This is a genomic window from Pseudomonas sp. MBLB4123 (genome assembly GCF_051904775.1).
GTDB classification, from domain to species: Bacteria; Pseudomonadota; Gammaproteobacteria; order Pseudomonadales; family Pseudomonadaceae; genus Aquipseudomonas; species Aquipseudomonas benzenivorans_B.
Map to the genome: position 1 here is coordinate 3845982 of NZ_CP196711.1, position 21927 is coordinate 3867908.

Annotated in this window: 17 protein-coding genes and 1 pseudogene; 13 read left to right on the forward strand and 5 right to left on the reverse strand. The window is 67.2% G+C overall.

Annotation, left to right across the window (positions count from 1 at the left end; genetic code table 11):
- The first annotated feature begins 161 nt into the window (after window positions 1-161).
- The 5 genes from gbcB to ACSX1C_RS17730 all read left to right on the forward strand — a co-directional run bounded on the left by gbcB (window position 162) and on the right by ACSX1C_RS17730 (window position 4631).
- Window positions 162-1265 (forward strand): glycine-betaine demethylase subunit GbcB, encoded by a 1104-nt coding sequence (gene gbcB, locus ACSX1C_RS17710; RefSeq protein WP_439887244.1) that lies wholly within the window; start codon window positions 162-164, stop codon window positions 1263-1265.
- 245 nt (window positions 1266-1510) lie between these two features.
- Window positions 1511-2119: a glutathione transferase GstA gene (gstA, locus tag ACSX1C_RS17715; protein ID WP_439887245.1), complete on the forward strand. Its 609-nt coding sequence runs from the start codon at window positions 1511-1513 to the stop codon at window positions 2117-2119.
- A 144-nt stretch (window positions 2120-2263) separates the two neighbouring features.
- Window positions 2264-3448, forward strand: a complete 1185-nt coding sequence (locus ACSX1C_RS17720) for a hypothetical protein (protein WP_439887246.1) — start codon at window positions 2264-2266, stop codon at window positions 3446-3448.
- 189 nt (window positions 3449-3637) lie between these two features.
- Window positions 3638-4174, forward strand: coding sequence for a dihydrofolate reductase family protein (locus tag ACSX1C_RS17725; RefSeq protein WP_439887247.1), 537 nt, complete (start codon window positions 3638-3640; stop codon window positions 4172-4174).
- A gap of 112 nt (window positions 4175-4286) precedes the next feature.
- A complete protein-coding gene (locus tag ACSX1C_RS17730; protein WP_318643936.1) occupies window positions 4287-4631 on the forward strand; it encodes a hypothetical protein in 345 nt (114 codons plus the stop codon).
- 291 nt (window positions 4632-4922) lie between these two features.
- Here ACSX1C_RS17730 and fusA read toward each other — a convergent pair whose 3' ends face one another.
- From fusA to ACSX1C_RS17750, 4 genes are all read right to left on the reverse strand, one after another.
- Entirely contained in the window at window positions 4923-6971 is a 2049-nt protein-coding gene (fusA, locus tag ACSX1C_RS17735) for an elongation factor G (protein WP_439887248.1), read from the reverse strand.
- A 111-nt stretch (window positions 6972-7082) separates the two neighbouring features.
- Complete coding sequence (gene sorU, locus ACSX1C_RS17740) at window positions 7083-7427, reverse strand: SorU family sulfite dehydrogenase c-type cytochrome subunit (protein ID WP_439887249.1); 345 nt, start codon at window positions 7425-7427, stop codon at window positions 7083-7085.
- The gene (gene sorT / locus ACSX1C_RS17745) at window positions 7414-8601 is read right to left on the reverse strand and encodes a SorT family sulfite dehydrogenase catalytic subunit (RefSeq protein WP_439887250.1); all 1188 of its coding nucleotides are present in this window, start codon (window positions 8599-8601) and stop codon (window positions 7414-7416) included. Before sorT ends, sorU begins: the two co-directional genes overlap by 14 nt.
- 988 nt (window positions 8602-9589) lie before the next feature.
- Window positions 9590-10633 carry a threonine aldolase family protein gene (locus tag ACSX1C_RS17750; RefSeq protein ID WP_439887251.1) on the reverse strand — a complete coding sequence of 348 codons (1044 nt, stop codon included), beginning with the start codon at window positions 10631-10633 and terminating at the stop codon, window positions 9590-9592.
- A gap of 179 nt (window positions 10634-10812) precedes the next feature.
- Here ACSX1C_RS17750 and ACSX1C_RS17755 point away from each other — a divergent pair, with 179 nt between their 5' ends.
- The 8 genes from ACSX1C_RS17755 to fdhA all read left to right on the forward strand — a co-directional run bounded on the left by ACSX1C_RS17755 (window position 10813) and on the right by fdhA (window position 20835).
- Complete coding sequence (locus ACSX1C_RS17755) at window positions 10813-11526, forward strand: TraX family protein (protein ID WP_439887252.1); 714 nt, start codon at window positions 10813-10815, stop codon at window positions 11524-11526.
- Window positions 11527-11737: 211 nt separating this feature from the next.
- Window positions 11738-12991, forward strand: a complete 1254-nt coding sequence (glyA, locus tag ACSX1C_RS17760; protein ID WP_439887253.1) for a serine hydroxymethyltransferase — start codon at window positions 11738-11740, stop codon at window positions 12989-12991.
- A 143-nt stretch (window positions 12992-13134) separates the two neighbouring features.
- Window positions 13135-14385, forward strand: coding sequence for a sarcosine oxidase subunit beta (locus ACSX1C_RS17765; protein ID WP_439887254.1), 1251 nt, complete (start codon window positions 13135-13137; stop codon window positions 14383-14385).
- Between the two features lie 55 nt (window positions 14386-14440).
- A complete protein-coding gene (locus ACSX1C_RS17770; protein ID WP_439887255.1) occupies window positions 14441-14767 on the forward strand; it encodes a sarcosine oxidase subunit delta in 327 nt (108 codons plus the stop codon).
- Window positions 14764-17781: a sarcosine oxidase subunit alpha gene (locus ACSX1C_RS17775; RefSeq protein ID WP_439887256.1), complete on the forward strand. Its 3018-nt coding sequence runs from the start codon at window positions 14764-14766 to the stop codon at window positions 17779-17781. Before ACSX1C_RS17770 ends, ACSX1C_RS17775 begins: the two co-directional genes overlap by 4 nt.
- A gap of 73 nt (window positions 17782-17854) precedes the next feature.
- Complete coding sequence (locus ACSX1C_RS17780; RefSeq protein ID WP_439887257.1) at window positions 17855-18490, forward strand: sarcosine oxidase subunit gamma; 636 nt, start codon at window positions 17855-17857, stop codon at window positions 18488-18490.
- A 118-nt stretch (window positions 18491-18608) separates the two neighbouring features.
- The gene (gene purU, locus ACSX1C_RS17785) at window positions 18609-19472 is read left to right on the forward strand and encodes a formyltetrahydrofolate deformylase (RefSeq protein ID WP_439887258.1); all 864 of its coding nucleotides are present in this window, start codon (window positions 18609-18611) and stop codon (window positions 19470-19472) included.
- Window positions 19473-19635: 163 nt separating this feature from the next.
- Window positions 19636-20835, forward strand: a complete 1200-nt coding sequence (gene fdhA / locus ACSX1C_RS17790) for a formaldehyde dehydrogenase, glutathione-independent (protein WP_439887259.1) — start codon at window positions 19636-19638, stop codon at window positions 20833-20835.
- A gap of 47 nt (window positions 20836-20882) precedes the next feature.
- Here fdhA and ACSX1C_RS17795 read toward each other — a convergent pair.
- Window positions 20883-21844 (reverse strand): annotated as a pseudogene (locus tag ACSX1C_RS17795) (IS1595 family transposase).
- Window positions 21845-21927 lie beyond the last annotated feature (83 nt).

Consider the following 21927-nt stretch of genomic DNA (forward strand, 5'->3'; position numbering starts at 1 on the left):
GGCGACATGGCGGCATCCGTTTCCGACGCTGTAAACCGCGTGTTCTGCGGCAGGTCGCGATAAGTATGTGAATGTCGCTGACAGGTAAGTGGCGGTGTCGGGCGTTACGCACAATCCGCCCCATATTAGGCCGATGTCCGGCCGTGCGCGGAGAGACGTCCATGACGACGAACGACTTCCTCAATCCGGTTACCACCCAGACCTGGAGCAATGGCCGCCACCTGGTGCGTTGCGTCAAAGTAATCCAGGAAACCTGGGACGTGCGCACCTTCTGCTTCATGGCCGAACAGCCGGTGCTGTTCTTCTTCAAGCCCGGGCAATTCGTGACCCTGGAGCTGGAGATCGACGGCCAGCCGATCATGCGCTCCTACACCATTTCCAGCTCGCCCTCGGTGCCCTACAGCTTCTCCATCACCATCAAGCGGGTGCCGGGCGGCAAGGTCTCGAACTGGCTGCACGACAACCTCAAGGAAGGCGACGAGTTGCCGGTGCACGGCCCGGTCGGCCTGTTCAACGCCATCGACTTCCCCGCCGAGAAGGTGTTGTACCTCAGCGGCGGCGTCGGCATCACCCCGGTGATGTCCATGGCGCGCTGGTTCTACGACACCAACGCCAACGTCGACATGGTCTTCGTGCACAGCGCCCGCACCCCCAAGGACGTGATCTACCACCGCGAGCTGGAGCACATGGCCGCGCGGATCAACAACTTCAGCCTGCACGTGATCTGCGAGAAGCATGGTCTGGGCGAGGCCTGGGCCGGCTACCGCGGTTACCTCAACCAGAAGATGCTGGAGCTGATCGCCCCGGATTTCATGGAGCGGGAAATCTTCTGCTGCGGTCCGACGCCCTACATGCACGCGGTCAAGCGCCTGCTCGAGAGCAACGGCTTCGACATGCGGCACTACCACGAGGAGTCCTTCGGGGCGACGCCGGCGGACGTGCGCGAGGAGGTCAAGGAGCTGGCCGCCGAGGCCGCCGAGGCCGAGCCGGTGCCGCTGTCCGAGCAGCTCATGGTGGAGTTCAGCTCCACCGGCAAGAGCGTGCGCATCGAGCCGGGCGAGACCGTGCATGCCGCCGCCGCCAAGCTCGGCCTGCATATCCCCAAGGCCTGCGGCATGGGCATCTGCGGGACCTGCAAGGTGATGAAGACCGCTGGCGAGGTGACCATGGAACACAACGGCGGGATCACCGACGAAGATGTCGCCGAAGGCTACATCCTGTCCTGCTGCAGCGTGCCCCAGGGCGACGTGGTCATCGACTTCTAAGCCGGCTCCAGCCTGCCCCCCCCCAGCATTGCCGGGACCTAGCGGTTCCGGCAATTGCCTCTATGCTTGATGCATGTCCTGTTCTCTGTGGCGCCACCCTGGCGCCCTGACAGGGCATGATCGGTTCCCAGCCCGCCGCATAGCGCGCCCCATGTGCTGGCCCGGTCGTACTCGACGTGGGTGGTCCCGGCTGGGATGCCACTGCCTGACCTGCGCCCCATCGGTCCTGATGCGGAGCCTTCAGCATGAAACTCTTCTATTCCCCGGGTGCCTGCTCGCTCGCCGTGCACATCGTGCTGCGCGAGATCGGCCAGGCCTTCAGCCTCGTACGGGTCGACCTGGCGACCCACAAGACCGAGCACGGCGACGACTACTATCGCCTCAACTCGAAGGGCTATGTGCCCTTGCTGGAGTTGGACGACGGTTCCTACCTGAGCGAAGGGCCGGTGATCAATCAATACCTGTGCGACCGTGCCGGGCGCGTCGACCTGATGCCGGCCGCCGGCAGCATGGCGCGCTATCGGGTCATGGAATGGCAGGGCTTCATCACCAGCGAGCTGCACAAGGGCTTCGGCGGCCTGTTCAACCCGGCCCTGGACGAGACGGCCAAGGCGGCCATCGGGGAAGCCCTGCGCCGGCGCCTGCAGTGGGTGTCGACCCAGTTGCAGGGGCGTTCATACCTGGCCGGCGAGGCCTTCAGCGCGGCGGACGCCTATCTGTTCACCGTGGCCAGCTGGGCGGGCTACCTCGGCCTGGACATCAGTCACTGTCCCGAGCTGAACGGCTACCTGGTGCGCTTGGCCGCCCGTCCGGCCGTGCAGGCGGCACTCAAGGCCGAAGGGCTGGCCGCCTGAGGGCCGGTCGCCAGGGCATAGCTGCCCGCGCTATTTGCCGGGGCAACGCTTAACGCCAATCGGTATTTTGCCGCCCAGGGACTGATCTACCCTTGAGGGCAGTGATGGAACACACGCCGCAACACCCTCAAGGAGGATCGCATCATGCACTCGCTCGCCCATGCCATTCGCAGCAATGCCCGCTCCCTGGCCGAGGCCCAGGCCAGCTACAAGCAGAATGTGGTGGAGGTCAACACGCTGATGACCAGCGTGCTGACCTCCAGCCTGCCCACCCTCAACCAGAACCCGCCCGACTGGAACGAGTTCATCTCGGCCTACGAGCAGGCCAATGGCGACGCCCTGAACTGGGTCAACAACGTCATGGCCCGGCTGCTCGACGTGCCCCAGGAGGTGCTCGGCTACAACGGCGTCATCACCCAGGTGCTGCAGGACGCCAAGGCCCAGGCGCAGGCCCTGATCGAGCAACCCTCCAACCCCACGGCGCTGGCTACCCTCAACCAGGACCTCAATGCCCTGAGCAGTCAGCTGGCCCTGGTCACCAGCTTCATCGCCGGGGCCATCAGCGCGCTGCAGCAGAGCCGCGACAACCTGCCGGACATGGCCAGGCAGCTGCAGAGCATTGCCGACCGCTCGACCCAGGACGCCAATGCCGACCAGGCGCAGATCGACCAGCTCAACGCCGATATCGCCCAGCTCAAGGCCGACATCAAGAGCCTGACCGCCGCCATCGTCGCCCTCGGCATCGCCGATGGCGTGGCCATCACCCTGGGGGTCGCGGCCACCATCGCCCTGTGGCCGGTGGGGGCCGCGGTGTGGTTCGTGCTGGGCCCGGCGGTGGCGGTGGCCAGCACCTACATCGCCCTCGATGCCGAGAAGATCAAGGCCGACCAGGCGAGCATCCAGGCCAAGCTCGGGCAGATCACCGGTATCACCGCCGATGTCGCCACCCTGCATGTATTGGCGGGCAACTTCGCCGATCTGGCCAGCCAGAGCGAGGCCATCGAGACCAGCCTGCAGGCGATCCTGGCCGAGTGGCAAACCCTGGAGAGCGACGTCAACGCCGCGATCACCGATATCCGCAGCGCCCTCGCCGATGCCGGCGGCAGCAACTTCGACGCGGTGCTCAACGACCTGAACCAGGCCATCGCCGAATGGAACGCCGCCTATGCCCAGGCCGGCTCGCTGCAGCTCGACCTGCAGGTCAACAACGCGCAGCTGGAGTACGGCATGAACGCGGCCCAGGTGCAGGCGGTCCTGGCCAGCGGGCAGAACTTCGGCCTCATCGAGTACTACAACAATGTCCCGACCCAGGCCCGCAAGGTAGCCTGAGGCGCATGCCCAAGCCGCGCCTCCGGGCGCGGCTTTTCTTTGTCCGGTGCCGGTGCGCCCCTGGGCGGCTCGCCGAGCCTGGGCCGCTGCAGGCTGCTAAATTAGGGGCTGGCCCCTGGTACGGCGTGCAACCGTCAGGAGTCTTCCGGAAGTCAGGCACCCGCTGTTCCCCGGTGCGAGGAGGAAGGGATGAAAACGTCCGTCTATATCGCCACCAGCCTCGACGGTTACATCGCCCGTTCCGATGGCGAGCTGGACTGGCTGCCGGCCAACGGCAGCGCCGAGGATGGCGAGGATTACGGCTACCAGGCCTTCATGGACACGGTCGACATCCTGGTGATGGGGCGCTGCACCTACGAGCAGGTGCTGACCTTCGACGACTGGCCCTATGGCGAGACCCCGGTGGTGGTGCTCAGCCGCCAGGCACTGCAGATTCCCGAACACCTGACCGGCCGCGTCGAGGTCATGGCCTGTCCCCCGGCGGAGCTGGTCGAGCGTCTGGCCGAGCGGGGGGCCAAGCACCTCTACATCGACGGCGGGCAGACCATCCAGGGCTTTCTGCGGGCCGGCCTGATCCAGCAGCTGATCATCACCCGGGTGCCGATCCTGATCGGTGCGGGGGTCGCGCTGTTCGGCCCCCTGGAGCAGGACATCCGCTGGCGCCATCTCGGCACCCGCACCTTCGCCAATGGCCTGGTGCAGAGCCGCTACCGGCGCCTGGGCTGAGGGACGCCGCCGCGACTCGTCGCAGCGCCGGCGTTCTGGGACAATCGCCGGCAGCGGCAGTCCCGGCCCGCCACCGGGACCCAATCGGCACGGGCGCAAGGGACGGCACGACATGCAGCATTTCGAGAAATTCGACGAGGAACTGGCCCACGGCCTGGTATTCAGCCTGCGCCTGCTGCGTTTCTTCCTCTATGCCAGCGGGGTGTTGCTGGTGGCGCTGTTGCCCGGGGTCCTGGGCTTCCACCTGGTCGCCGGTCTGCCCCTGACCGAGGCCGGCCTCAATGCCCTGTCGATCCTCGGCGGCCTGGGGCCGGTCAGCGCTGGCGACGCTCCGGCGCTGGCCTGGTTCGCGGCCTGCTACGGGCTGTTCGCCGACACTCTGTTCCTGGTGGCCGTGGGTATCCTGCTCAGTCCGCTGTTGCACCGGATGCTGCACCGTTGGCACCTGGCCCGTTAAGCCTGCCAGGGCCTCTCCATCGCCCCCGTGAGGCCGTTGCGGACCGAACGAAAAACGTACAGCGCAGGCCGGCCCGCGGCGGCACTGGGCCGCGCCGCCCTGGGCACAGCTTATCCACAGCTAGGCCCACAGAATCTGTGTTTAAGCCTATGGCTAGCTGATTGAAATCGTTCAGAAATTGTCCGATTGGCGGGAGCCCTCGGTGGCACTGCGCTGGACGCTTGTCCACACAGCTTATCCACAGCCTCGTCCAGCAGATTTCTGGATAGCTGGGCGCTCGAGGCGAGTGGTTCAGTCGTCTTCCTGATCCGTCGCCTTGTGGCTGGCCGCCAGGCGCTGCTGCACGTCCTGTGGCACCGGGCTGTAGTGGCTCAGCTCCAGGCTGTAGGCGCCTTGCCCGGCGGTGATCGACTTGAGCCGGCCGCCGTAGCCGTCCAGCTCGGCCAGCGGCACCTGGCCGCGAACCAGCGCCAGGCCTTGGGCCTGGGCTTCGCTGCCGAGCACCTGACCGCGGCGCCCGACCAGGTCGGTGGTGATGTCGCCGAGCTTGCTCTCCGGGGTGGTGATCTCGATGTTGGCGATGGGCTCCAGGGCGATGCAACGGGCCGCGCGCAGGGCGTCGAGCATGGCCTTGCGCCCGGCGGCCTGGAAGGCGATGTCCTTGGAATCGACGGCGTGGCTCTTGCCGTCGTAGACCGTGACCTTGAGGTCCTCGACCGGGTAGCCGGCCAGCGGTCCGGCTTCCAGCACCGAGCGCACGCCTTTCTCCACCGAGGGAATGAACTGCGCGGGGATCACCCCGCCCTTTACCGTGTCGACGAACTCGAAGCCGGCACCGCGGGGCAGGGGTTCGACGCGCAGGAACACCTCGCCGAACTGGCCGGCGCCGCCGGTCTGCTTCTTGTGCCGGCAATGGCCCTCGGCCGCGCGGGTGACGGTTTCGCGGTAGGGCACCCGGGGCGGCTGGGTCTGCACCTCGAGCTTGTAGGTGCTGGTCAGGCGGTCGAGCAGGTAACGCAGGTGCAGCTCGCCCATGCCGCGCAGCACGGTCTCCTGGGTGCTGGGGTGGTAGTCGAGTCTGACGCAGGGGTCTTCGGCGAGCAGGCGGTGCAGCACCTCGGCGATGCGCTGTTCGTCGCCACGGCGCTTGGCCTCGATGGCCAGGCCCTGCATGGGCGCGGGGAAGGCCAGGGGCTTGAGGCGGATGCTGTCCTCGTCGTGGGAGTCGTGCAGCACGGCATCGAACTCCAGCTCCTCGACCTTGCTCACCGCGCCGAAGTCGCCGGGTATCAGTTGCACCACTTCCTCGTAGCGCTTGCCCTGCAGGCGCAGCAGATGGCCGACCTTGAAGGCTTTCTTGGCCTCGCCGATGAACAGCTGCATGTCGCGCTGCAGCGTGCCCTGGTGCACGCGGAAGATGCCGAGCTTGCCGACGAAGGGGTCCATCACCACCTTGAACACATGGGCCAGCACATGGCGCTGCGGTTCCGGCCGCGAGCGGAAGGGCTTGGCCGCCTCGCCCGCGCCCTTGAGGAACAGCGGCGGGTTGCCCTCGGCGGGGTTGGGCGCCAGGCGCACCAGGATGTCCAGCAGCTCGCCGACCCCGGCGCCGCTGCGCGCCGAGACGAAGCACAGGGGGATCAGGTGGCCCTCGCGCAGGGCCTGTTCGAAGGGCGCGTGCAGTTCCGTCGGCGCGATCTCGCCCTGCTCCAGGTAGCGCGCCATCAGCGCCTCGTCGACCTCCACCACCTGGTCGACCAGGGCCTGGTGCACCTCGGCCACCGAGGAGAAGTCGGCCGCGCCCTCCGGGTTGAAGAAGCAGTCGACTACCCGGCTGGCGCCGTCGGCCGGCAGGTTGAGCGGCAGCACCTCCTTGCCGAAGGCTTCGCGCAGTTCCTCGAGCAGCCCGGGCAGGTCGACCCGCTCGGCGTCGATCTTGTTCACCACCAGCATCCGGCACAGGCCGCGCTCCCCGGCCAGATCCATCATCCGCCGGGTGCTCAGCTCGATGCCGCTCTGGGCATTGACCACCACCAGGGCGGTTTCCACCGCGGCCAGGGCGGCGATGGCCTGGCCGATGAAGTCGGGGTAGCCGGGGGTGTCGATCAGGTTGATCTCTGCGCCGTCATGGTTGCAGTGGGCCAGCGCCGAGGCCAGGGAGTGGCGGTATTCGCGCTCCAGGGGGTCGAAGTCGCAGACCGTGTCGCCGCGCTCCAGGGTGCCCTGATTGGCGATGGCGCCGCTGCGCTGCAGCAGCGCCTCGACCAGGCTGGTCTTGCCGCTGTCGGCCTGGCCGACCAGGGCAACAGTGCGAATGGCGTCGACCGTATAGTTGGCCATGGCAGCCTCCCAATCCCGAGTGTCCTGAGTATAGGCAGGGCGACCGGGGCCGGGACGGGGAAAGGGGGAGCGCTCCCCGCCTCGGTGAGGCGAGGGGCGTTCGAGCCGGCCTCAGGGCTGGGTTGCCCGCGCCACGTAGTGGGCCACGGCCTCGATCTGCTCGGCGCTGAGCGAGGCGGCGAAGGCCGGCATCACCCCGACACCGCCGCGCACCGCGGCCATCACCCGCTCGGCACTGGGTTTGAGCTGGTCCAGATCGGGGCCTATGGCGCCGGCGGCAGCGGCGTCCCGCAGGCTGTGACACAGCGAGCAGGACGGTTGCGCCTGTTCGGTGAACACCTGGCGGCCCAGGGCGAAGCGGGCGTCATCCGTGTCCGCCTCGCCCGCCTGCGCCGGACCGAGCGCGCCGCCCAGGGCCAGGCCCAGGAACAGTCCCACCGCCTTAGACAATCGCAATGTCGACACCATGATCCCTCCAACCGTTGTGGCCGTAGCCGCGTTCGTTCACCAGTTCATCCTCGGGCTGGACGTTGCCCTCCACGTCGGTCGCCCGGCTCATGAGGCTGTAGTTGCCCGGCTTGAGCTCGACGATCAGCACGAAGGGGCGCCAGGCGTAGGGGCCCAGGCTCGGGCCGACGAAGGGCGCGGCCTGCCAGCTCTTGCCGCCATCGAGCGACACCTCGACGCCCTGCACCGCCTTGGCGCCGCCGAAGGCCACCCCCTGAATCGCCACCCGTCCGGCCTTGGCCTTTGCGAGCGGCCGGGTGATCCAAGACTTGACGTTCATCTCCCACATCGACGGCTGATCCGGCGCGCCGCCCTGGCCGACCGGGCGGATGCGGTAGCCGGAGGCCTGAATCTTGGCGTCGGTCTGCTCGGCGGTGAAGGCCACCTGCTTGACGTACTTGACGTTGTTCACCCCGTAGTAGCCCGGCACCACCAGGCGCAGCGGGCCGCCATGGGCCAGGGGCAGGGGCTCGCCGTTCAGCTCCCAGGCGAGCAGGGCCTGGTCCAGCGCATGCACCGGCACCGAGCGCTCGACAATCAGGCTCTTCGGATCGAGGCCGGCCGGCAGCTCCTCGCCGCCGGTGCTGGTGATATAGGGGCGACCGTCGAGCGCGCCGCCCAGGGCCTCGACCACCGCCTTCAGCGGCACGCCGCTCCACAGCACGCAGCCGGCGGCGCCGGTCTGCCACTGGGTGCCGCTGGACTCGTGATCGAAGAAGGCGCGGCCGTTGCCCGAGCACTGCAGCACGCTGGCCACGGTCGTCACGCCGAGGGTCTTGAGCTCGCCGAGGGTCAGGCTGCGCGGGTTCTTCACGCCGTCGAAGGCGACCGTCCAGGCATCGCGGTCGGCGACTATGGCGGGGGGCGGCGCCGGCAGGTTGTTGCGGATGAACAGTTGCTCGTTGGAGGTCACTATGCTGGTGCCGATGGCGTCGCGTCGGGTCTCCAGGGTCTGGGCGCTGTGCACCACCAGCGCCTCCGGGGTCTTCCAGTTGACGTAATCCGGCAGTGGCGTTTCCGCGGCCAGGGCCAGCGGGCCGAGGCCGAGCAGGCCGGTCGAGGCCAGCGTCGCGGCGCTGCCCAGCAGCACCTGGCGGCGGCGCGGATCGAAAGTGTCGTTCATCTGCGTTCTCCCTTGTTCGGGCGAGTGGCAAGTCGCGCGGTCCAGGAGGGCTCCTGGCTCCGGCGAACCCCGGGTCCAGTGGCGCGTCAGCCCCGACAGGAGGTGACGCGCCCTGGCCACTATCCAGGCGCGCGGCGCCGTTTGGATAGAGCCAGCATAGCCCTACGTGTTGCACCAGGACGGCCGTGTGCCGCAGGCCCGGTCTCTGGCGGCGCTTCGTGGGGGAGCGGCTGGGACTGTTCGAAAAACGAGCGGAATGCGCCAGGCCGCGGGGGGCCAGGGCTGCAGCCCTGTCTGTACAGCGTCTCGACAGGTTGTCCACAGAAGCATCCACGGCCTCTGTGGGTAAGGCTCCTGGCGCCGGCCGGGCATGGCGCAAGCCGCCGCCCCTGGGGCCGGGCCGAACGCCTCGAGACGGGCTGGGCAATCCCTGATCAGTCGGCCGCAGGCGCCACGGGCGGCGGCCCGTGGCGAGGCACGCACAACTTATGCACAGGGCGGTGCACAGTTTCTGTGCTTAAGTCACGACCCAAGCTTCTGATTTTGCTGAAAAAATGATCGATTCTCGGCAGCCCGCGACGGTGCTGGGCCGGGCGCTTCGCTATACAGTCTGCCCACAGCTTCATCCACAGCCGCTGTGGACAATGGCCTCCGGCAAGGGAGCGGCCTGTTCGGCGGGCGCGTGGCGCAAGCCGGCGGCGGTTCGGCCCGGTGCCGCTGGTCGGAAAATGCACAGGGCTCCGCAGGCCTTGCCAGCCGTGGCTCGCGCTCATCTGTCCACAGCTTGTCTACGCAGCCCTGCACAGTATCTGTGCGTAAGCCATTGGCTAAGTAGCTGAAATCGCTCATGAAATGATCGATATGCGGAGACGCGCGGCGGGCCTGCCCTGCAGGCTTCGCCATACAGCTTATCCACAGCTTGATCCACCGCCGCCGTGGGTAACTGGCGTGCGCGCCGTCCGTTACCCGCAGCGGGCGGCGGCGGGGCTCAGGCCGGGGTCATGGCGGCGCGGATATCCGCAGCCAGTTGCCTGACCCGCTGCTCGTCGGTGTCCCAGGAACACATGAAGCGTGCGCCGCCGGCGCCGATGAAGGTGTAGAAGCGCCAGCCCCTGGCGCGCAGGATCTCCAGGGCGCTCTCGGCCATCTGCAGGAACACCCCGTTGGCCTCCACCGGGAACATCAGGCTGACCCCCGGCACGTCCTCGACCAGTTCGGCCAGCAACTGTGCGCAGCGGTTGGCGTGGCCGGCGTAGTGCAGCCAGGCGTCGTTCTGCAGCAGGCCGACCCAGGGCGCCGACAGGTAGCGCATCTTCGAGGCCAGCTGGCCGGCCTGCTTGCAGCGGTAGTCGAAGTCCTCGGCCAGCTCCTTGTTGAAGAACAGGATGGCCTCGCCCACCGCCATGCCGTTCTTGGTGCCGCCGAAGCACAGCACGTCGACCCCGGCCTGCCAGGTCAACTCGGCCGGCGAGCAGTCGAGGAAGGCACAGGCGTTGGCGAAGCGCGCGCCGTCCATGTGCAGCTTCAGGCCCAGTTCGCGGCAGGTGGCGCTGATCGCGCGGACCTCCTCGGGGCGATAGGCGGTGCCGACCTCGGTGGCCTGGGTCAGGCTGACCACCCGCGGCTTGGGGTAGTGGATGTCCTGGCGCTTGAGGGCGATCTCGCGAATGGCGGCGGGGGTCAGCTTGCCGTTCGCGGTCTTGGCCAGCAGCAGCTTGGAGCCGTTGGAGAAGAACTCCGGGGCGCCGCACTCGTCGGTCTCGACGTGGGCGGTCTCCGAGCAGATCACGCTGTGGTAGCTCTGGCACAGGGCCGCCAGGGCCAGGGAGTTGGCCGCGGTGCCGTTGAAGGCGAAGAACACCTCGCAGTCGGTTTCGAACAGGCGGCGGAAGTGGTCGGCGGCGCGGACGGTCCACTGGTCGTCGCCATAGGCGCGGTCGTGGCCGTGGTTGGCCTCGGCCATGGCGGCCCAGGCTTCCGGGCAGATGCCGGAGTAGTTGTCGCTGGCGAATTGCTGGGACGAATCGGGCATTGCAAGTTCCTTCTTATCGGGGCGCCGGAGGGGGGCCGGCGTATGGCGCTACTCTACCTCCGCCTGGCGCCGAAGCGGCAGCCGCCGATGGGGTGTCACGGTGAACGCTCGGCGGCATGTCCGGCGAACCTGGGCTAAGGTCGTCCCAGGCCCGCCGCGCGACCCGCTTGCCCATGCCGATGCCGTCCTCTTCCCCACGGGATACCGCCCTCGACCTGCTCAAGTGGCTGGCGCTGCTGAGCATGCTGCTCGATCACCTGCGCTACGTCTGGCCGCAGCTGTACTGGTTGTATGTGCCCGGGCGTCTGGCCTTCCCGCTGTTCTGCCTGGCCATCGCCGTCAACCTGCGCCGGCTGGCACCCGGTCAGCCGCTGCCGCTGCGCTATCTCGGCCTGCTGCTGGGCTTCGCCCTGCTGTCCGAATGGCCCTACCGGCTGTTGGTGCCGGCGCCGCAGACCCTGAACATCCTGCCGACCCTGGCGCTGGGGCTGCTGCTCGCCCATGCCCTGGAGCGGCCGCGCGGCCCGCGCTGGCCCGGCCTGGGCGTGCTGTTGCTGGCGCTGCTGGCCCACCCCTGGCTGATGTTCGGCGCCGCCGGAGTCCTGCTGCCGGCGGCGTTCGTCCAGGCGCTGCGCCGGCCCCGGCATGCCTGGCCGTGGCCGCCGTTGCTGTGCCTGCTGGCCAACTACTGGCCGCCGCTGTATGGCGATGCGTGGCGCGGCGACGCTTTCGCCCTGGCGGTCGTCGCGGCCAGCGCCCTGGCGCCGCCGGTCGGAATCTGCCTGCTGCGTCGGCCCCTGGGGTTCGCGGTGGCGCCGGTGCGACGCTGGGCCTATGGTTTCTATCCGGGCCATTTCCTGGCCTTGGCGATGCTGCGCGAATACCTGCGCTAGAGCCTGCGACGGGCTGTCGCAGGGGGCGGCCGGGAACGCCTCTGGGACGGCGCATGCGCATGACCGACAGGGGCATGTCGCAAACGCAATCCCCTGTGGCGTACATAGGCATCTTAAGGTTTGGGGTGAGTCATACCATCGGCTCCACAAGGGGTCCCCCTTCCCGTTTCCACACCGATGCGCTACAGCGTGGCGCCGCAGGAGATCAGCGATGTTCAGCAAACAAGACCAAATCCAGGGCTACGACGACGAACTGCTGGCGGCGATGAACGCCGAAGAAGCGCGTCAGGAGCATCACATCGAGCTGATCGCCTCGGAAAACTACACCAGCAAGCGCGTCATGCAGGCCCAGGGCAGCGGCCTGACCAACAAGTACGCCGAAGGCTACCCGGGCAAGCGCTACTACGGTGGTTGCGAGCACGTCGACGTGGTCGAGCAACTGGCCATCGACCGCGCCAAGCAGCTGTTCGGCGCCGATTTCGCCAACGTCCAGCCGCACTCCGGCTCCTCGGCCAACAGCGCCGTCTACCTGGCCCTGCTCAACGCCGGCGACACCATCCTGGGCATGAGCCTGGCCCACGGCGGCCACCTGACCCACGGCTCCAAGGTCAGCTCCTCCGGCAAGCTGTACAACGCCGTGCAGTACGGCCTGGACACCGCCACCGGCCTGATCGACTACGACGAGGTCGAGCGCCTGGCCGTCGAGCACAAGCCGAAGATGATCGTCGCCGGCTTCAGCGCCTACTCCAAGACCCTGGACTTCCCGCGCTTCCGCGCCATCGCCGACAAGGTCGGTGCGCTGCTGTTCGTCGACATGGCCCACGTCGCCGGCCTGGTCGCCGCCGGCCTGTACCCGAACCCGATTCCGTTCGCCGACGTGGTCACCACCACCACCCACAAGACCCTGCGCGGTCCGCGTGGCGGCCTGATCCTGGCCAAGGCCAACCCGGAGATCGAGAAGAAGCTCAATGCCGCGGTGTTCCCGGGTGCCCAGGGCGGCCCGCTGATGCACGTGATCGCCGCCAAGGCGGTGTGCTTCAAGGAGGCCCTGGAGCCGGGCTTCAAGGACTACCAGCAGCAGGTGATCAAGAACGCCCAGGCCATGGCCAAGGTCTTCGTTGAGCGCGGCTATGACGTGGTTTCCGGCGGCACCGACAACCACCTGTTCCTGGTCAGCCTGATCAAGCAGGGCATCACCGGCAAGGACGCCGACGCCGCCCTCGGCCGCGTCGGTATCACCGTCAACAAGAACTCCGTGCCGAACGACCCGCAGTCGCCGTTCGTCACCTCGGGCCTGCGCATCGGCACCCCGGCGGTCACCACCCGCGGCTTCAAGGAAACCCAGTGCGTCGACCTGGCCGGCTGGATCTGCGATGTCCTCGACCACCTCGGCGATGCCGACGTCGAGGCCCAGGTGGCTAAGCTGGCTGCTGGGCTGTGCGCGGACTACCCGGTCTATCGTTGAGTTTTTCCTTTCCCGGCGGGCGCCGAGTCCGCCGGGTGGATGAGGGAGGCGGCGGGCAGTAGCCACGCCAAGGCCCGCAAGCGTTCCCTCAACCCTAACCCGCCTCGCGGCGGGCCCGGGGAACAGATTTCAGGAGCATCCCTATGCAACGTTATTCCGGCTTCGGCCTGCTCAAGCATTCCTTCAGCCATCACGAGAACTGGCAGCGCATGTGGCGCAACCCGACGCCCAAGCCGGTCTACGACGTGATCATCGTCGGCGGTGGCGGCCACGGCCTGGCCACTGCCTACTACCTGGCCAAAGAGTTCGGCGTGAAGAACGTCGCGGTCATCGAGAAGGGCTGGCTGGGCGGCGGCAACACCGCGCGCAACACCACCATCGTGCGTTCCAACTACCTGTGGGACGAGTCGGCGCTGCTGTACGAGCACGCCATGAAGCTGTGGGAAGGCCTGTCCCAGGACCTCAACTACAACGTCATGTTCTCCCAGCGCGGCGTGTTCAACCTCGGCCACACCCTGCAGGACATGCGCGACATCGAGCGCCGGGTCAGCGCCAACCGCCTCAACGGCATCGACGGCGAGGTGCTCGACGCCAAGCAGGTCGAAGAGCTGATCCCCTTCATGGATTGCAGCAAGAACACCCGTTACCCGGTGATGGGCGCCTCCCTGCAGCGCCGCGGCGGCGTCGCCCGTCACGACGCGGTGGCCTGGGGCTACGCCCGCGCCGCCGACGCCCTGGGCGTCGACCTGATCCAGCAGACCGAGGTGATCGGCTTCCGCAAGGAAAACGGCGCGTGCATCGGCGTCGAGACCACCCGTGGCTTTATCGGCGGCAAGAGGGTGGGCGTCGTGACGGCGGGCAATTCGGGGCACATGGCCAAGCTGGCCGGCTTCCGCCTGCCGCTGGAATCCCACCCGCTGCAGGCCCTGGTGTCCGAGCCGATCAAGCCGATCATCGACAGCGTGATCATGTCCAACGCCGTACACGGTTACATCAGCCAGTCGGACAAGGGCGACCTGGTCATCGGCGCGGGCATCGACGGCTACAACGGCTACGGCCAGCGCGGCTCCTACCCGACCATCGAACACACCCTGCAGGCCATCGTCGAGCTGTTCCCGATCCTCTCGCGGGTACGCATGAACCGCCAGTGGGGCGGCATCGTCGACACCACCCCTGACGCCTGCCCGATCATCGCCAAGACCCCGGTGAAGAACCTGTTCTTCAACTGCGGTTGGGGCACCGGTGGCTTCAAGGCCACCCCGGGATCCGGCCATGTCTTCGCCGCGAGCCTGGCCAAGGGCGAGATGCACCCGCTGGCCAAGCCGTTCGCCATCGAGCGCTTCCACACCGGCGCGCTGATCGACGAACACGGCGCGGCCGGGGTGGCGCACTGATATTGGCCCCCTCTCCCGACGGGAGAGGGAGGAATGTTTTCTGGAGGTACCGACCATGCTGCATATCTTCTGCCCCCACTGTGGCGAGCTGCGTTCCGAAGAGGAATATCACGCCGGCGGCCAGGCGCACATCGCGCGCCCGTTGGACCCCAATGCCTGCACCGACGAGGAGTGGGGCGAGTACCTGTTCTTCCGCGACAACCCGCGTGGCATCCACCACGAGCTGTGGGTGCACGCCGCCGGCTGCCGCAAGTACTTCAACGTCACTCGCCACACGGTGAGCTACGAAATCCTCGAGACCTACAAGATCGGCGAGCGTCCCAGCGTGACTGAGGCCAGCGTTGCCGCGAAGAAGACTGCCGGCCAAGGAGTAACCGCATGAGCCAGGTCAATCGTCTCTCCCAGGGTGGGCGCATCGACCGCAGCCAGCCCTTGACCTTCACCTTCAACGGCCAGAACTACCAGGGCTTCGCCGGCGATACCCTGGCCGCAGCACTGCTGGCCAACGGCGTCGACATCGTCGGCCGCAGCTTCAAGTACTCGCGCCCGCGCGGCATCGTCGCCGCCGGCGCCGAAGAGCCCAACGCCGTACTGCAGCTCGGCTCCACCGAGGCGGCGCAGGTGCCCAACGTGCGGGCCACCCAGCAGGCGCTGTACAGCGGCCTGGTGGCGACCAGCACCAACGGCTGGCCGAACGTCAACACCGACCTGATGGGTATCCTCGGCAAGGTCGGCGGCAAGATGATGCCGCCCGGGTTCTACTACAAGACCTTCATGTACCCGCAGAACCTCTGGCTGACCTACGAGAAGTACATCCGCAAGGCCGCCGGCCTCGGCCGTTCGCCGCGGGAAAACGACCCGGACAGCTACGACTACATGAACCAGCACTGCGACGTGCTGGTGGTCGGCTCCGGCCCCGCCGGCCTGGCCGCGGCCCTGGCCGCCGGCCGTAGCGGCGCCCGGGTGATCCTCGCCGACGAACAGGAAGAGTTCGGCGGCAGCCTGCTGGCCACCCGCGAGACCCTCGACGGCAAGCCGGCCGCCGACTGGGCCGCCGCGGCCATCGCCGAGCTGCAGGGCATGCGCGAAGTCACCCTGTTGCCGCGCTCCACGGTCAACGGTTACCACGACCACAACTTCCTCACCATCCACCAGCGCCTCACCGATCACCTCGGCGAAGTCGCGCCCATGGGCCAGGTGCGTCAGCGCATGCACCGCGTGCGGGCCAAGCGCGTGGTCCTGGCCACCGGCGCCCACGAGCGGCCGCTGGTGTACGCCAACAACGACGTGCCCGGCAACATGCTGGCCGACGCGGTGTCCACCTACGTGCGCCGTTACGGCGTGGCCCCGGGCCGCAAGCTGGTGCTGTCGACCAACAACGACTACGCCTACCGCGTGGTCCTGGACTGGCTGGATGCCGGCCAGCAGGTGGTGGCCGTCGCCGATGCGCGCAGCAATCCGCGCGGTACCTGGGTCGAGGAGGCGCGCCAGCGTGGCGTGCGCGTCCTCACCGGCAGCGCCGTGGTCGAGGCGCGCGGCAGCAAGCGGGTCACCGGTGCGCGGGTCTGCGCCATCGATCTGAACAAGCACAAGGTCACCAGCCCGGGCGAGATGCTCGACTGCGACCTGATCGTCAGCTCCGGCGGCTACAGCCCGGTGGTGCACCTGGCCTCGCACCTCGGCGGTCGTCCGGAGTGGCGCGAAGACATCCTCGCCTTCGTCCCCGGTGAAGGCTTCCAGAAGCGCCTGTGCGCCGGCGCCGTCAACGGCGTGTTCGCCCTCGGCGACGCCCTGGCCAACGGCTTCGAGGCCGGCGCCTCGGCCGCGGCCGAGGCCGGTTTCAAGGCGGTGGAAGGCAAGCTGCCGAAGACCGAGAAGCGTACCGAGGAGCCGGCCGTCGCGCTGTTCCAGGTGCCCCACGACAAGTCCACCGCACGGGCGCCGAAGCAGTTCGTCGACCTGCAGAACGACGTCACCGCGGCCGGCATCGAGTTGGCCACCCGCGAGGGCTTCGAGTCGGTCGAGCACGTCAAGCGCTACACCGCGCTGGGCTTCGGCACCGACCAGGGCAAGCTGGGCAACATCAACGGTCTGGCCATCGCCGCCCGTTCCATGGGCATCAGCATCCCGCAGATGGGCACCACCATGTTCCGCCCGAACTACACGCCGATCACCTTCGGTGCCGTAGCCGGACGCAACGTCGGCCCGCTGTTCGATCCCAAGCGCTACACCGCGCTGCACCGCTGGCACCTGGCCCAGGGCGCCGAGTTCGAGGACGTCGGCCAGTGGAAGCGCCCCTGGTACTTCCCCAAGAACGGCGAGGACCTGCACGCCGCCGTGGCCCGCGAGTGCCTGGCCGTGCGCAACTCGGTGGGCATGCTCGACGCCTCGACCCTGGGCAAGATCGACATCCAGGGCCCGGATGCGCGCGAGTTCCTCAACCGCGTGTACAGCAATGCCTGGACCAAGCTGGACGTGGGCAAGGCCCGCTACGGCCTGATGTGCAAGGAAGACGGCATGGTCACCGACGACGGCGTCACCGCCTGTCTGGCCGACAACCACTTCCTGATGACCACCACCACCGGTGGCGCGGCACGCATCATGGAGTGGCTGGAGATCTACCACCAGACCGAATGGCCGGAGCTGAAGGTGTACTTCACCTCGGTCACCGACCACTGGGCGACCCTGACCCTGTCCGGCCCCAACAGCCGCAAGCTGCTGGCCGAGGTCACCGACATCGACCTGGACAAGGACGCCTTCCCCTTCATGACCTGGAAGGAAGGCAATGTCGGCGGCGTGCCGGCCCGGGTGTTCCGCATCTCCTTCACCGGCGAGCTCTCCTACGAGGTCAACGTGCAGGCCGACTACGCCATGGGCGTGCTGGAGAAGATCGTCGAGGCGGGCAAGAAGTACGACCTGACCCCCTACGGCACCGAGACCATGCACGTGCTGCGCGCCGAGAAGGGTTTCATCATCGTCGGTCAGGACACCGACGGCTCGGTGACCCCGGACGACCTGGGTATGGGCTGGTGCGTCGGCCGCAACAAGCCGTTCTCCTGGATCGGCTGGCGCGGCATGAACCGCGAGGACTGCCTGCGCGAGGACCGCAAGCAGCTGGTCGGCCTCAAGCCGGTCGACCCGAACAAGGTGCTGCCGGAAGGCGCGCAGCTGGTATTCGACCCGAAGCAGTCGATCCCCATGACCATGGTCGGTCACGTGACCTCCAGCTACATGAGCGCGGCGATGGGTTACTCCTTCGCCATGGCCCTGGTCAAGGGCGGTCTCAAGCGCATGGGCGAGCGGGTGTTCGCGCCGCTGGTCGATGGCAGCGTGATCGAGGCGGAGATCTGCAGCCCGGTGTTCTACGACCCGAAGGGCGAGCGGCAGAACATCTGAGTCTCCAGTACCCAACCCTGGGGCCGTTCGGCGGCCCCAGAGGTCAATCAGACTTTAGCGACAGGTTAACAACATGACCGCGATCAACGTCTACAAGCAGCGCCCCGATGCCGGCCAGGCCGAATCCCCGCTGTTCCACGCCGGTCTCGACGAGCTGGCACGCAAGGGCAAGAACAAGAGCAACGCCGGGGTGATCCTGCGCGAGAAGAAACTGCTCGGCCACCTGATCCTGCGCGGCGACGCCGACGACGCCCAGTTCGCCGGTGGCGTGCACAAGGCCCTGGGCCTGGAGCTGCCGGTGGCCCTGACCCTGGTGGCCAAGGGCGAGATCTCGCTGCAGTGGCTGTCCCCCGACGAGTGGCTGCTGATCGTGCCGAGCGGCGAGGAGTTCGCCACCGAGCAGAAGCTGCGTGCGGCCCTCGAAGGCCAGCACATCGCCATCGTCAACGTCAGCGGCGGCCAGACCGTGCTGGAGCTTTCCGGCCCCAAGGCCCGCGAAGTGCTGATGAAGTCGAGCATCTACGACGTGCACCCGAGCAATTTCCCGGTCGGCAAGGCGGTCGGTACCGCCTTCGCCAAGAGCCAGCTGGTGATCCGCCACACCGCCGAGGACACCTGGGAACTGCTGGTGCGCCGCAGCTTCTCCGACTACGTCTGGTTGTGGTTGCAGGATGCCAGCGCCGAGTACGGCCTGGCGATCAAGGAATAGGTTGGGATGAGGCGCGCAGCGACGGTACCCGCGGCTGCGCGCCTGACATCGGCTGAGACGGCCGCTGGCCATCGCTTCGCTCAACGCCACCCTGCTGCCCTGTGCATTGGAGATCGATATGAGCCGCACGCCTGATACCTGGATTCTCACCGCCCACTGTCCGAGCGTGCTCGGCACCGTGGATGCGGTGACACGACTGCTCTACGAGCAGCAGTGCTACGTCACCGAACATCACTCGTTCGATGACCGCTTGTCGGCACATTTCTTTATCCGCGTCGAGTTCCGCGCCCCGGCCGGCTTCGACGAGACGACCTTCCGCGCGACTCTCGACGAGCGTCTGGCGCCCTTCGACATGCACACCGAGCTGACGCCGCCGGGCTATCGGGCCAAGGTGGTGCTGATGGTGTCCAAGGCCGACCACTGCCTCAACGACCTGCTCTACCGTCAGCGCATCGGCCACCTGGCCATGGACGTGGTCGCCGTGGTGTCCAACCACCCGGATCTGGAACCCCTGGCGCGCTGGCACGACATCCCCTATTACCACTTCCCCCTCGACCCCAACGACAAGCCGGCGCAGGAGCGCAAGGTGTTGCAGGTGATCGAGGACACCGGCGCGGAACTGGTGGTGCTCGCCCGCTACATGCAGGTGCTGTCGCCGGAGCTGTGCCGCAAGCTGGACGGCTGGGCGATCAATATCCACCACTCGCTGCTGCCCGGCTTCAAGGGCGCCAAGCCCTACCATCAGGCGTACCAGAAGGGCGTGAAGATGGTCGGCGCCACCGCCCACTACATCAACAACGACCTCGACGAGGGGCCGATCATCGCCCAGGGCGTCGAGTCGGTGGACCATGCCCACTACCCGGAAGACCTGATCGCCAAGGGCCGCGACATCGAGTGCCTGACCCTGGCCAAGGCCATCGGCTACCACATCGAGCGGCGGGTGTTCCTCAACGCCAACCGCACCGTGGTGCTGAGCGCCTGACGAATACTGGCGCCGGGCAGGCCCGGCGGCAGGGCAACACAGTGGAGAGGCAGTACCGCACGGCCTGTCGGCGGTCTCTCCAGCAGCTGAACAACGTTCCCAATGCAAGGCCGCGTGGCCGATGGCCGCGCCTTTGTATTCCAACAACAAAGGAGAACAACGCATGTCTGGTAATCGTGGTGTCGTCTATCTCGGCGCAGGCAAGGTCGAGGTACAGAAAATTGACTATCCGAAAATGCAGGATCCGCGCGGCAACAAGATCGAACACGGTGTGATCCTGCGCGTCGTGTCCACCAACATCTGCGGCTCCGACCAGCACATGGTCCGCGGTCGTACCACCGCCCAGGTCGGCCTGGTACTGGGCCACGAGATCACCGGCGAGGTGATCGAGAAGGGCCGTGACGTCGAGCGCATGCAGATCGGCGACCTGGTTTCCGTGCCGTTCAACGTCGCCTGCGGCCGTTGCCGCAGCTGCAAGGAACAGCACACCGGCGTCTGCCTGACCGTCAACCCGGCCCGTGCCGGTGGCGCCTACGGCTACGTCGACATGGGTGACTGGACCGGTGGCCAGGCCGAGTACGTGATGGTGCCGTACGCCGACTTCAACCTGCTCAAGCTGCCGGATCGCGACAAGGCCATGGAGAAGATCCGCGACCTGACCTGCCTGTCCGACATCCTGCCGACCGGCTACCACGGTGCCGTGACCGCCGGCGTGGGCCCGGGCAGCACCGTCTACATCGCCGGTGCGGGCCCGGTCGGCATGGCCGCCGCCGCCTCGGCGCGCCTGCTCGGCGCCGCCGTGGTCATCGTCGGTGACGTCAACCCGGTGCGCCTGGCCCATGCCAAGGCCCAGGGCTTCGAGATCGCCGACCTGTCCCAGGATACCCCGCTGGCCGATCAGATCGCCGCGCTGCTGGGCGAGCCGGAAGTCGACTGTGCGGTCGACTGCGTGGGCTTCGAGGCCCGCGGTCATGGCCACGATGGCGTGCAGCACGAGGCTCCGGCCACCGTGCTCAACTCGCTGATGGAGGTCACTCGCGTGGCTGGCGGCATCGGTATCCCGGGTCTGTACGTGACCGACGATCCGGGTGCAGTCGACTCCGCGGCCAAGAAGGGTGCCCTGAGCATCCGCTTCGGCCTGGGCTGGGCCAAGTCGCACAGCTTCCACACCGGCCAGACCCCGGTGATGAAGTACAACCGCCAGCTGATGCAGGCGATCATGTGGGACCGCATCAACATCGCCGAAATCGTCGGCGTCGAAGTGATCAGCCTGGACGACGCGCCGAAGGGCTACCACGAGTTCGATGCCGGCGTGCCGAAGAAATTCGTCATGGACCCGCACAAGCTGTTCAGCGCCGCCTGAGTCTAGGGGCGAAAGAAAGGGCGGCCTCGGGCCGCCCTTTTTTATGGCTATGTCCCAATAGCGTGTTGCATGGTTCGTCCTACCGCCTCCTGGATGCAGTGAACCGGCCGAATGCCGTGCTGATAGCGCTCCAGCATACGGCGCCAGCCCAGATAGTTCGGGAGGTAGCGGGTGGCCACGCCATGAAAGCGGGTCATCCAGTTCTTCAGTCGACTGTGGTAGGCATTGACGTTCTGGATATGGAAGGCGCCCTGGCGTACGCGCTGGCCGGGGCGAGCATGCACGACCTGATGGGTGATGCCCTGCACCCGGGCGAAACTGGCATAGACCGCCGCTCCGTCAGTGCACAGCACGGACTCCTGATCGATCAGTGGCGCCAGCGCTTTGCGTACATGCACAGCATCGAGCTTGGCCAGTGTGAAGTCAGCGGTGTGCCCCTCCCGGTCGCGCACCACCATCACCGGGATTTGGTCTTTCCCCGTGCCGCGGGTCACGCTGAACCGCCCCGTTTACGCGGCGGCCGCGGTAAGCGTCACTGACCTTTGAATGACTCCAGAAAGAACGTCTCGTCCACTTCGACAATCCCGCTCTCATGGGTGGCGTGATGCTCGGCGGCTGCCGCCAGGAAGCGGTGCCTCCAGAGAAGCGCGGTGTTCTTACTGATGCCGCACGCCTTGGCAGCCTTGCGCACGCTCAGCCCATTAATCAGTGCCTGGGCATAGTCTTTCCAGCGCTCGGGGTAGTGCAGGCGGGCAAGGCCGGTTGCCGACAACGCGGTACACGTCCGTCGGCAGCTACGGCAGCGATAGCGACGCAGACCACGCGACCATCCCCAGGGCGCGAGGTATCTCGCAGCGGCCTGGCAATGCGGGCAACTCTGCAGCGCCGGCAGGTCATCAAGCACCGCTGTTGTGGGCGGGCTCTGCAGGGCTTGATGAAGCGCGGATTTCTGCTGGGGGCTGAGCTGGCCCAGTTGAGCCAGCCAGTGGTGAAAGGCTTGAGTATCCATGATGGGCAAACCTCCCGAGCGGATGCCTGCCTTTCAGATTAGTTCTTGCAACACATCGTTGGGACATAGCCTTTTTTATGCCG

Excerpts from the sequence above, each read along its gene's own strand:
- sorT (WP_439887250.1), bottom strand. The coding sequence starts at position 8,601 with ATGAACGACACTTTCGATCCGCGCCGCCGCCAGGTGCTGCTGGGCAGC.
- ACSX1C_RS17730 (WP_318643936.1), top strand. The coding sequence starts at position 4,287 with ATGCAGCATTTCGAGAAATTCGACGAGGAACTGGCCCACGGCCTGGTA.
- ACSX1C_RS17780 (WP_439887257.1), top strand. The coding sequence starts at position 17,855 with ATGACCGCGATCAACGTCTACAAGCAGCGCCCCGATGCCGGCCAGGCC.
- purU (WP_439887258.1), top strand. The coding sequence starts at position 18,609 with ATGAGCCGCACGCCTGATACCTGGATTCTCACCGCCCACTGTCCGAGC.
- ACSX1C_RS17765 (WP_439887254.1), top strand. The coding sequence starts at position 13,135 with ATGCAACGTTATTCCGGCTTCGGCCTGCTCAAGCATTCCTTCAGCCAT.
- ACSX1C_RS17720 (WP_439887246.1), top strand. The coding sequence starts at position 2,264 with ATGCACTCGCTCGCCCATGCCATTCGCAGCAATGCCCGCTCCCTGGCC.
- fusA (WP_439887248.1), bottom strand. The coding sequence starts at position 6,971 with ATGGCCAACTATACGGTCGACGCCATTCGCACTGTTGCCCTGGTCGGC.
- ACSX1C_RS17750 (WP_439887251.1), bottom strand. The coding sequence starts at position 10,633 with ATGCCCGATTCGTCCCAGCAATTCGCCAGCGACAACTACTCCGGCATC.
- fdhA (WP_439887259.1), top strand. The coding sequence starts at position 19,636 with ATGTCTGGTAATCGTGGTGTCGTCTATCTCGGCGCAGGCAAGGTCGAG.
- ACSX1C_RS17770 (WP_439887255.1), top strand. The coding sequence starts at position 14,441 with ATGCTGCATATCTTCTGCCCCCACTGTGGCGAGCTGCGTTCCGAAGAG.
- glyA (WP_439887253.1), top strand. The coding sequence starts at position 11,738 with ATGTTCAGCAAACAAGACCAAATCCAGGGCTACGACGACGAACTGCTG.
- ACSX1C_RS17775 (WP_439887256.1), top strand. The coding sequence starts at position 14,764 with ATGAGCCAGGTCAATCGTCTCTCCCAGGGTGGGCGCATCGACCGCAGC.
- gbcB (WP_439887244.1), top strand. The coding sequence starts at position 162 with ATGACGACGAACGACTTCCTCAATCCGGTTACCACCCAGACCTGGAGC.
- gstA (WP_439887245.1), top strand. The coding sequence starts at position 1,511 with ATGAAACTCTTCTATTCCCCGGGTGCCTGCTCGCTCGCCGTGCACATC.
- ACSX1C_RS17755 (WP_439887252.1), top strand. The coding sequence starts at position 10,813 with ATGCCGTCCTCTTCCCCACGGGATACCGCCCTCGACCTGCTCAAGTGG.
- ACSX1C_RS17725 (WP_439887247.1), top strand. The coding sequence starts at position 3,638 with ATGAAAACGTCCGTCTATATCGCCACCAGCCTCGACGGTTACATCGCC.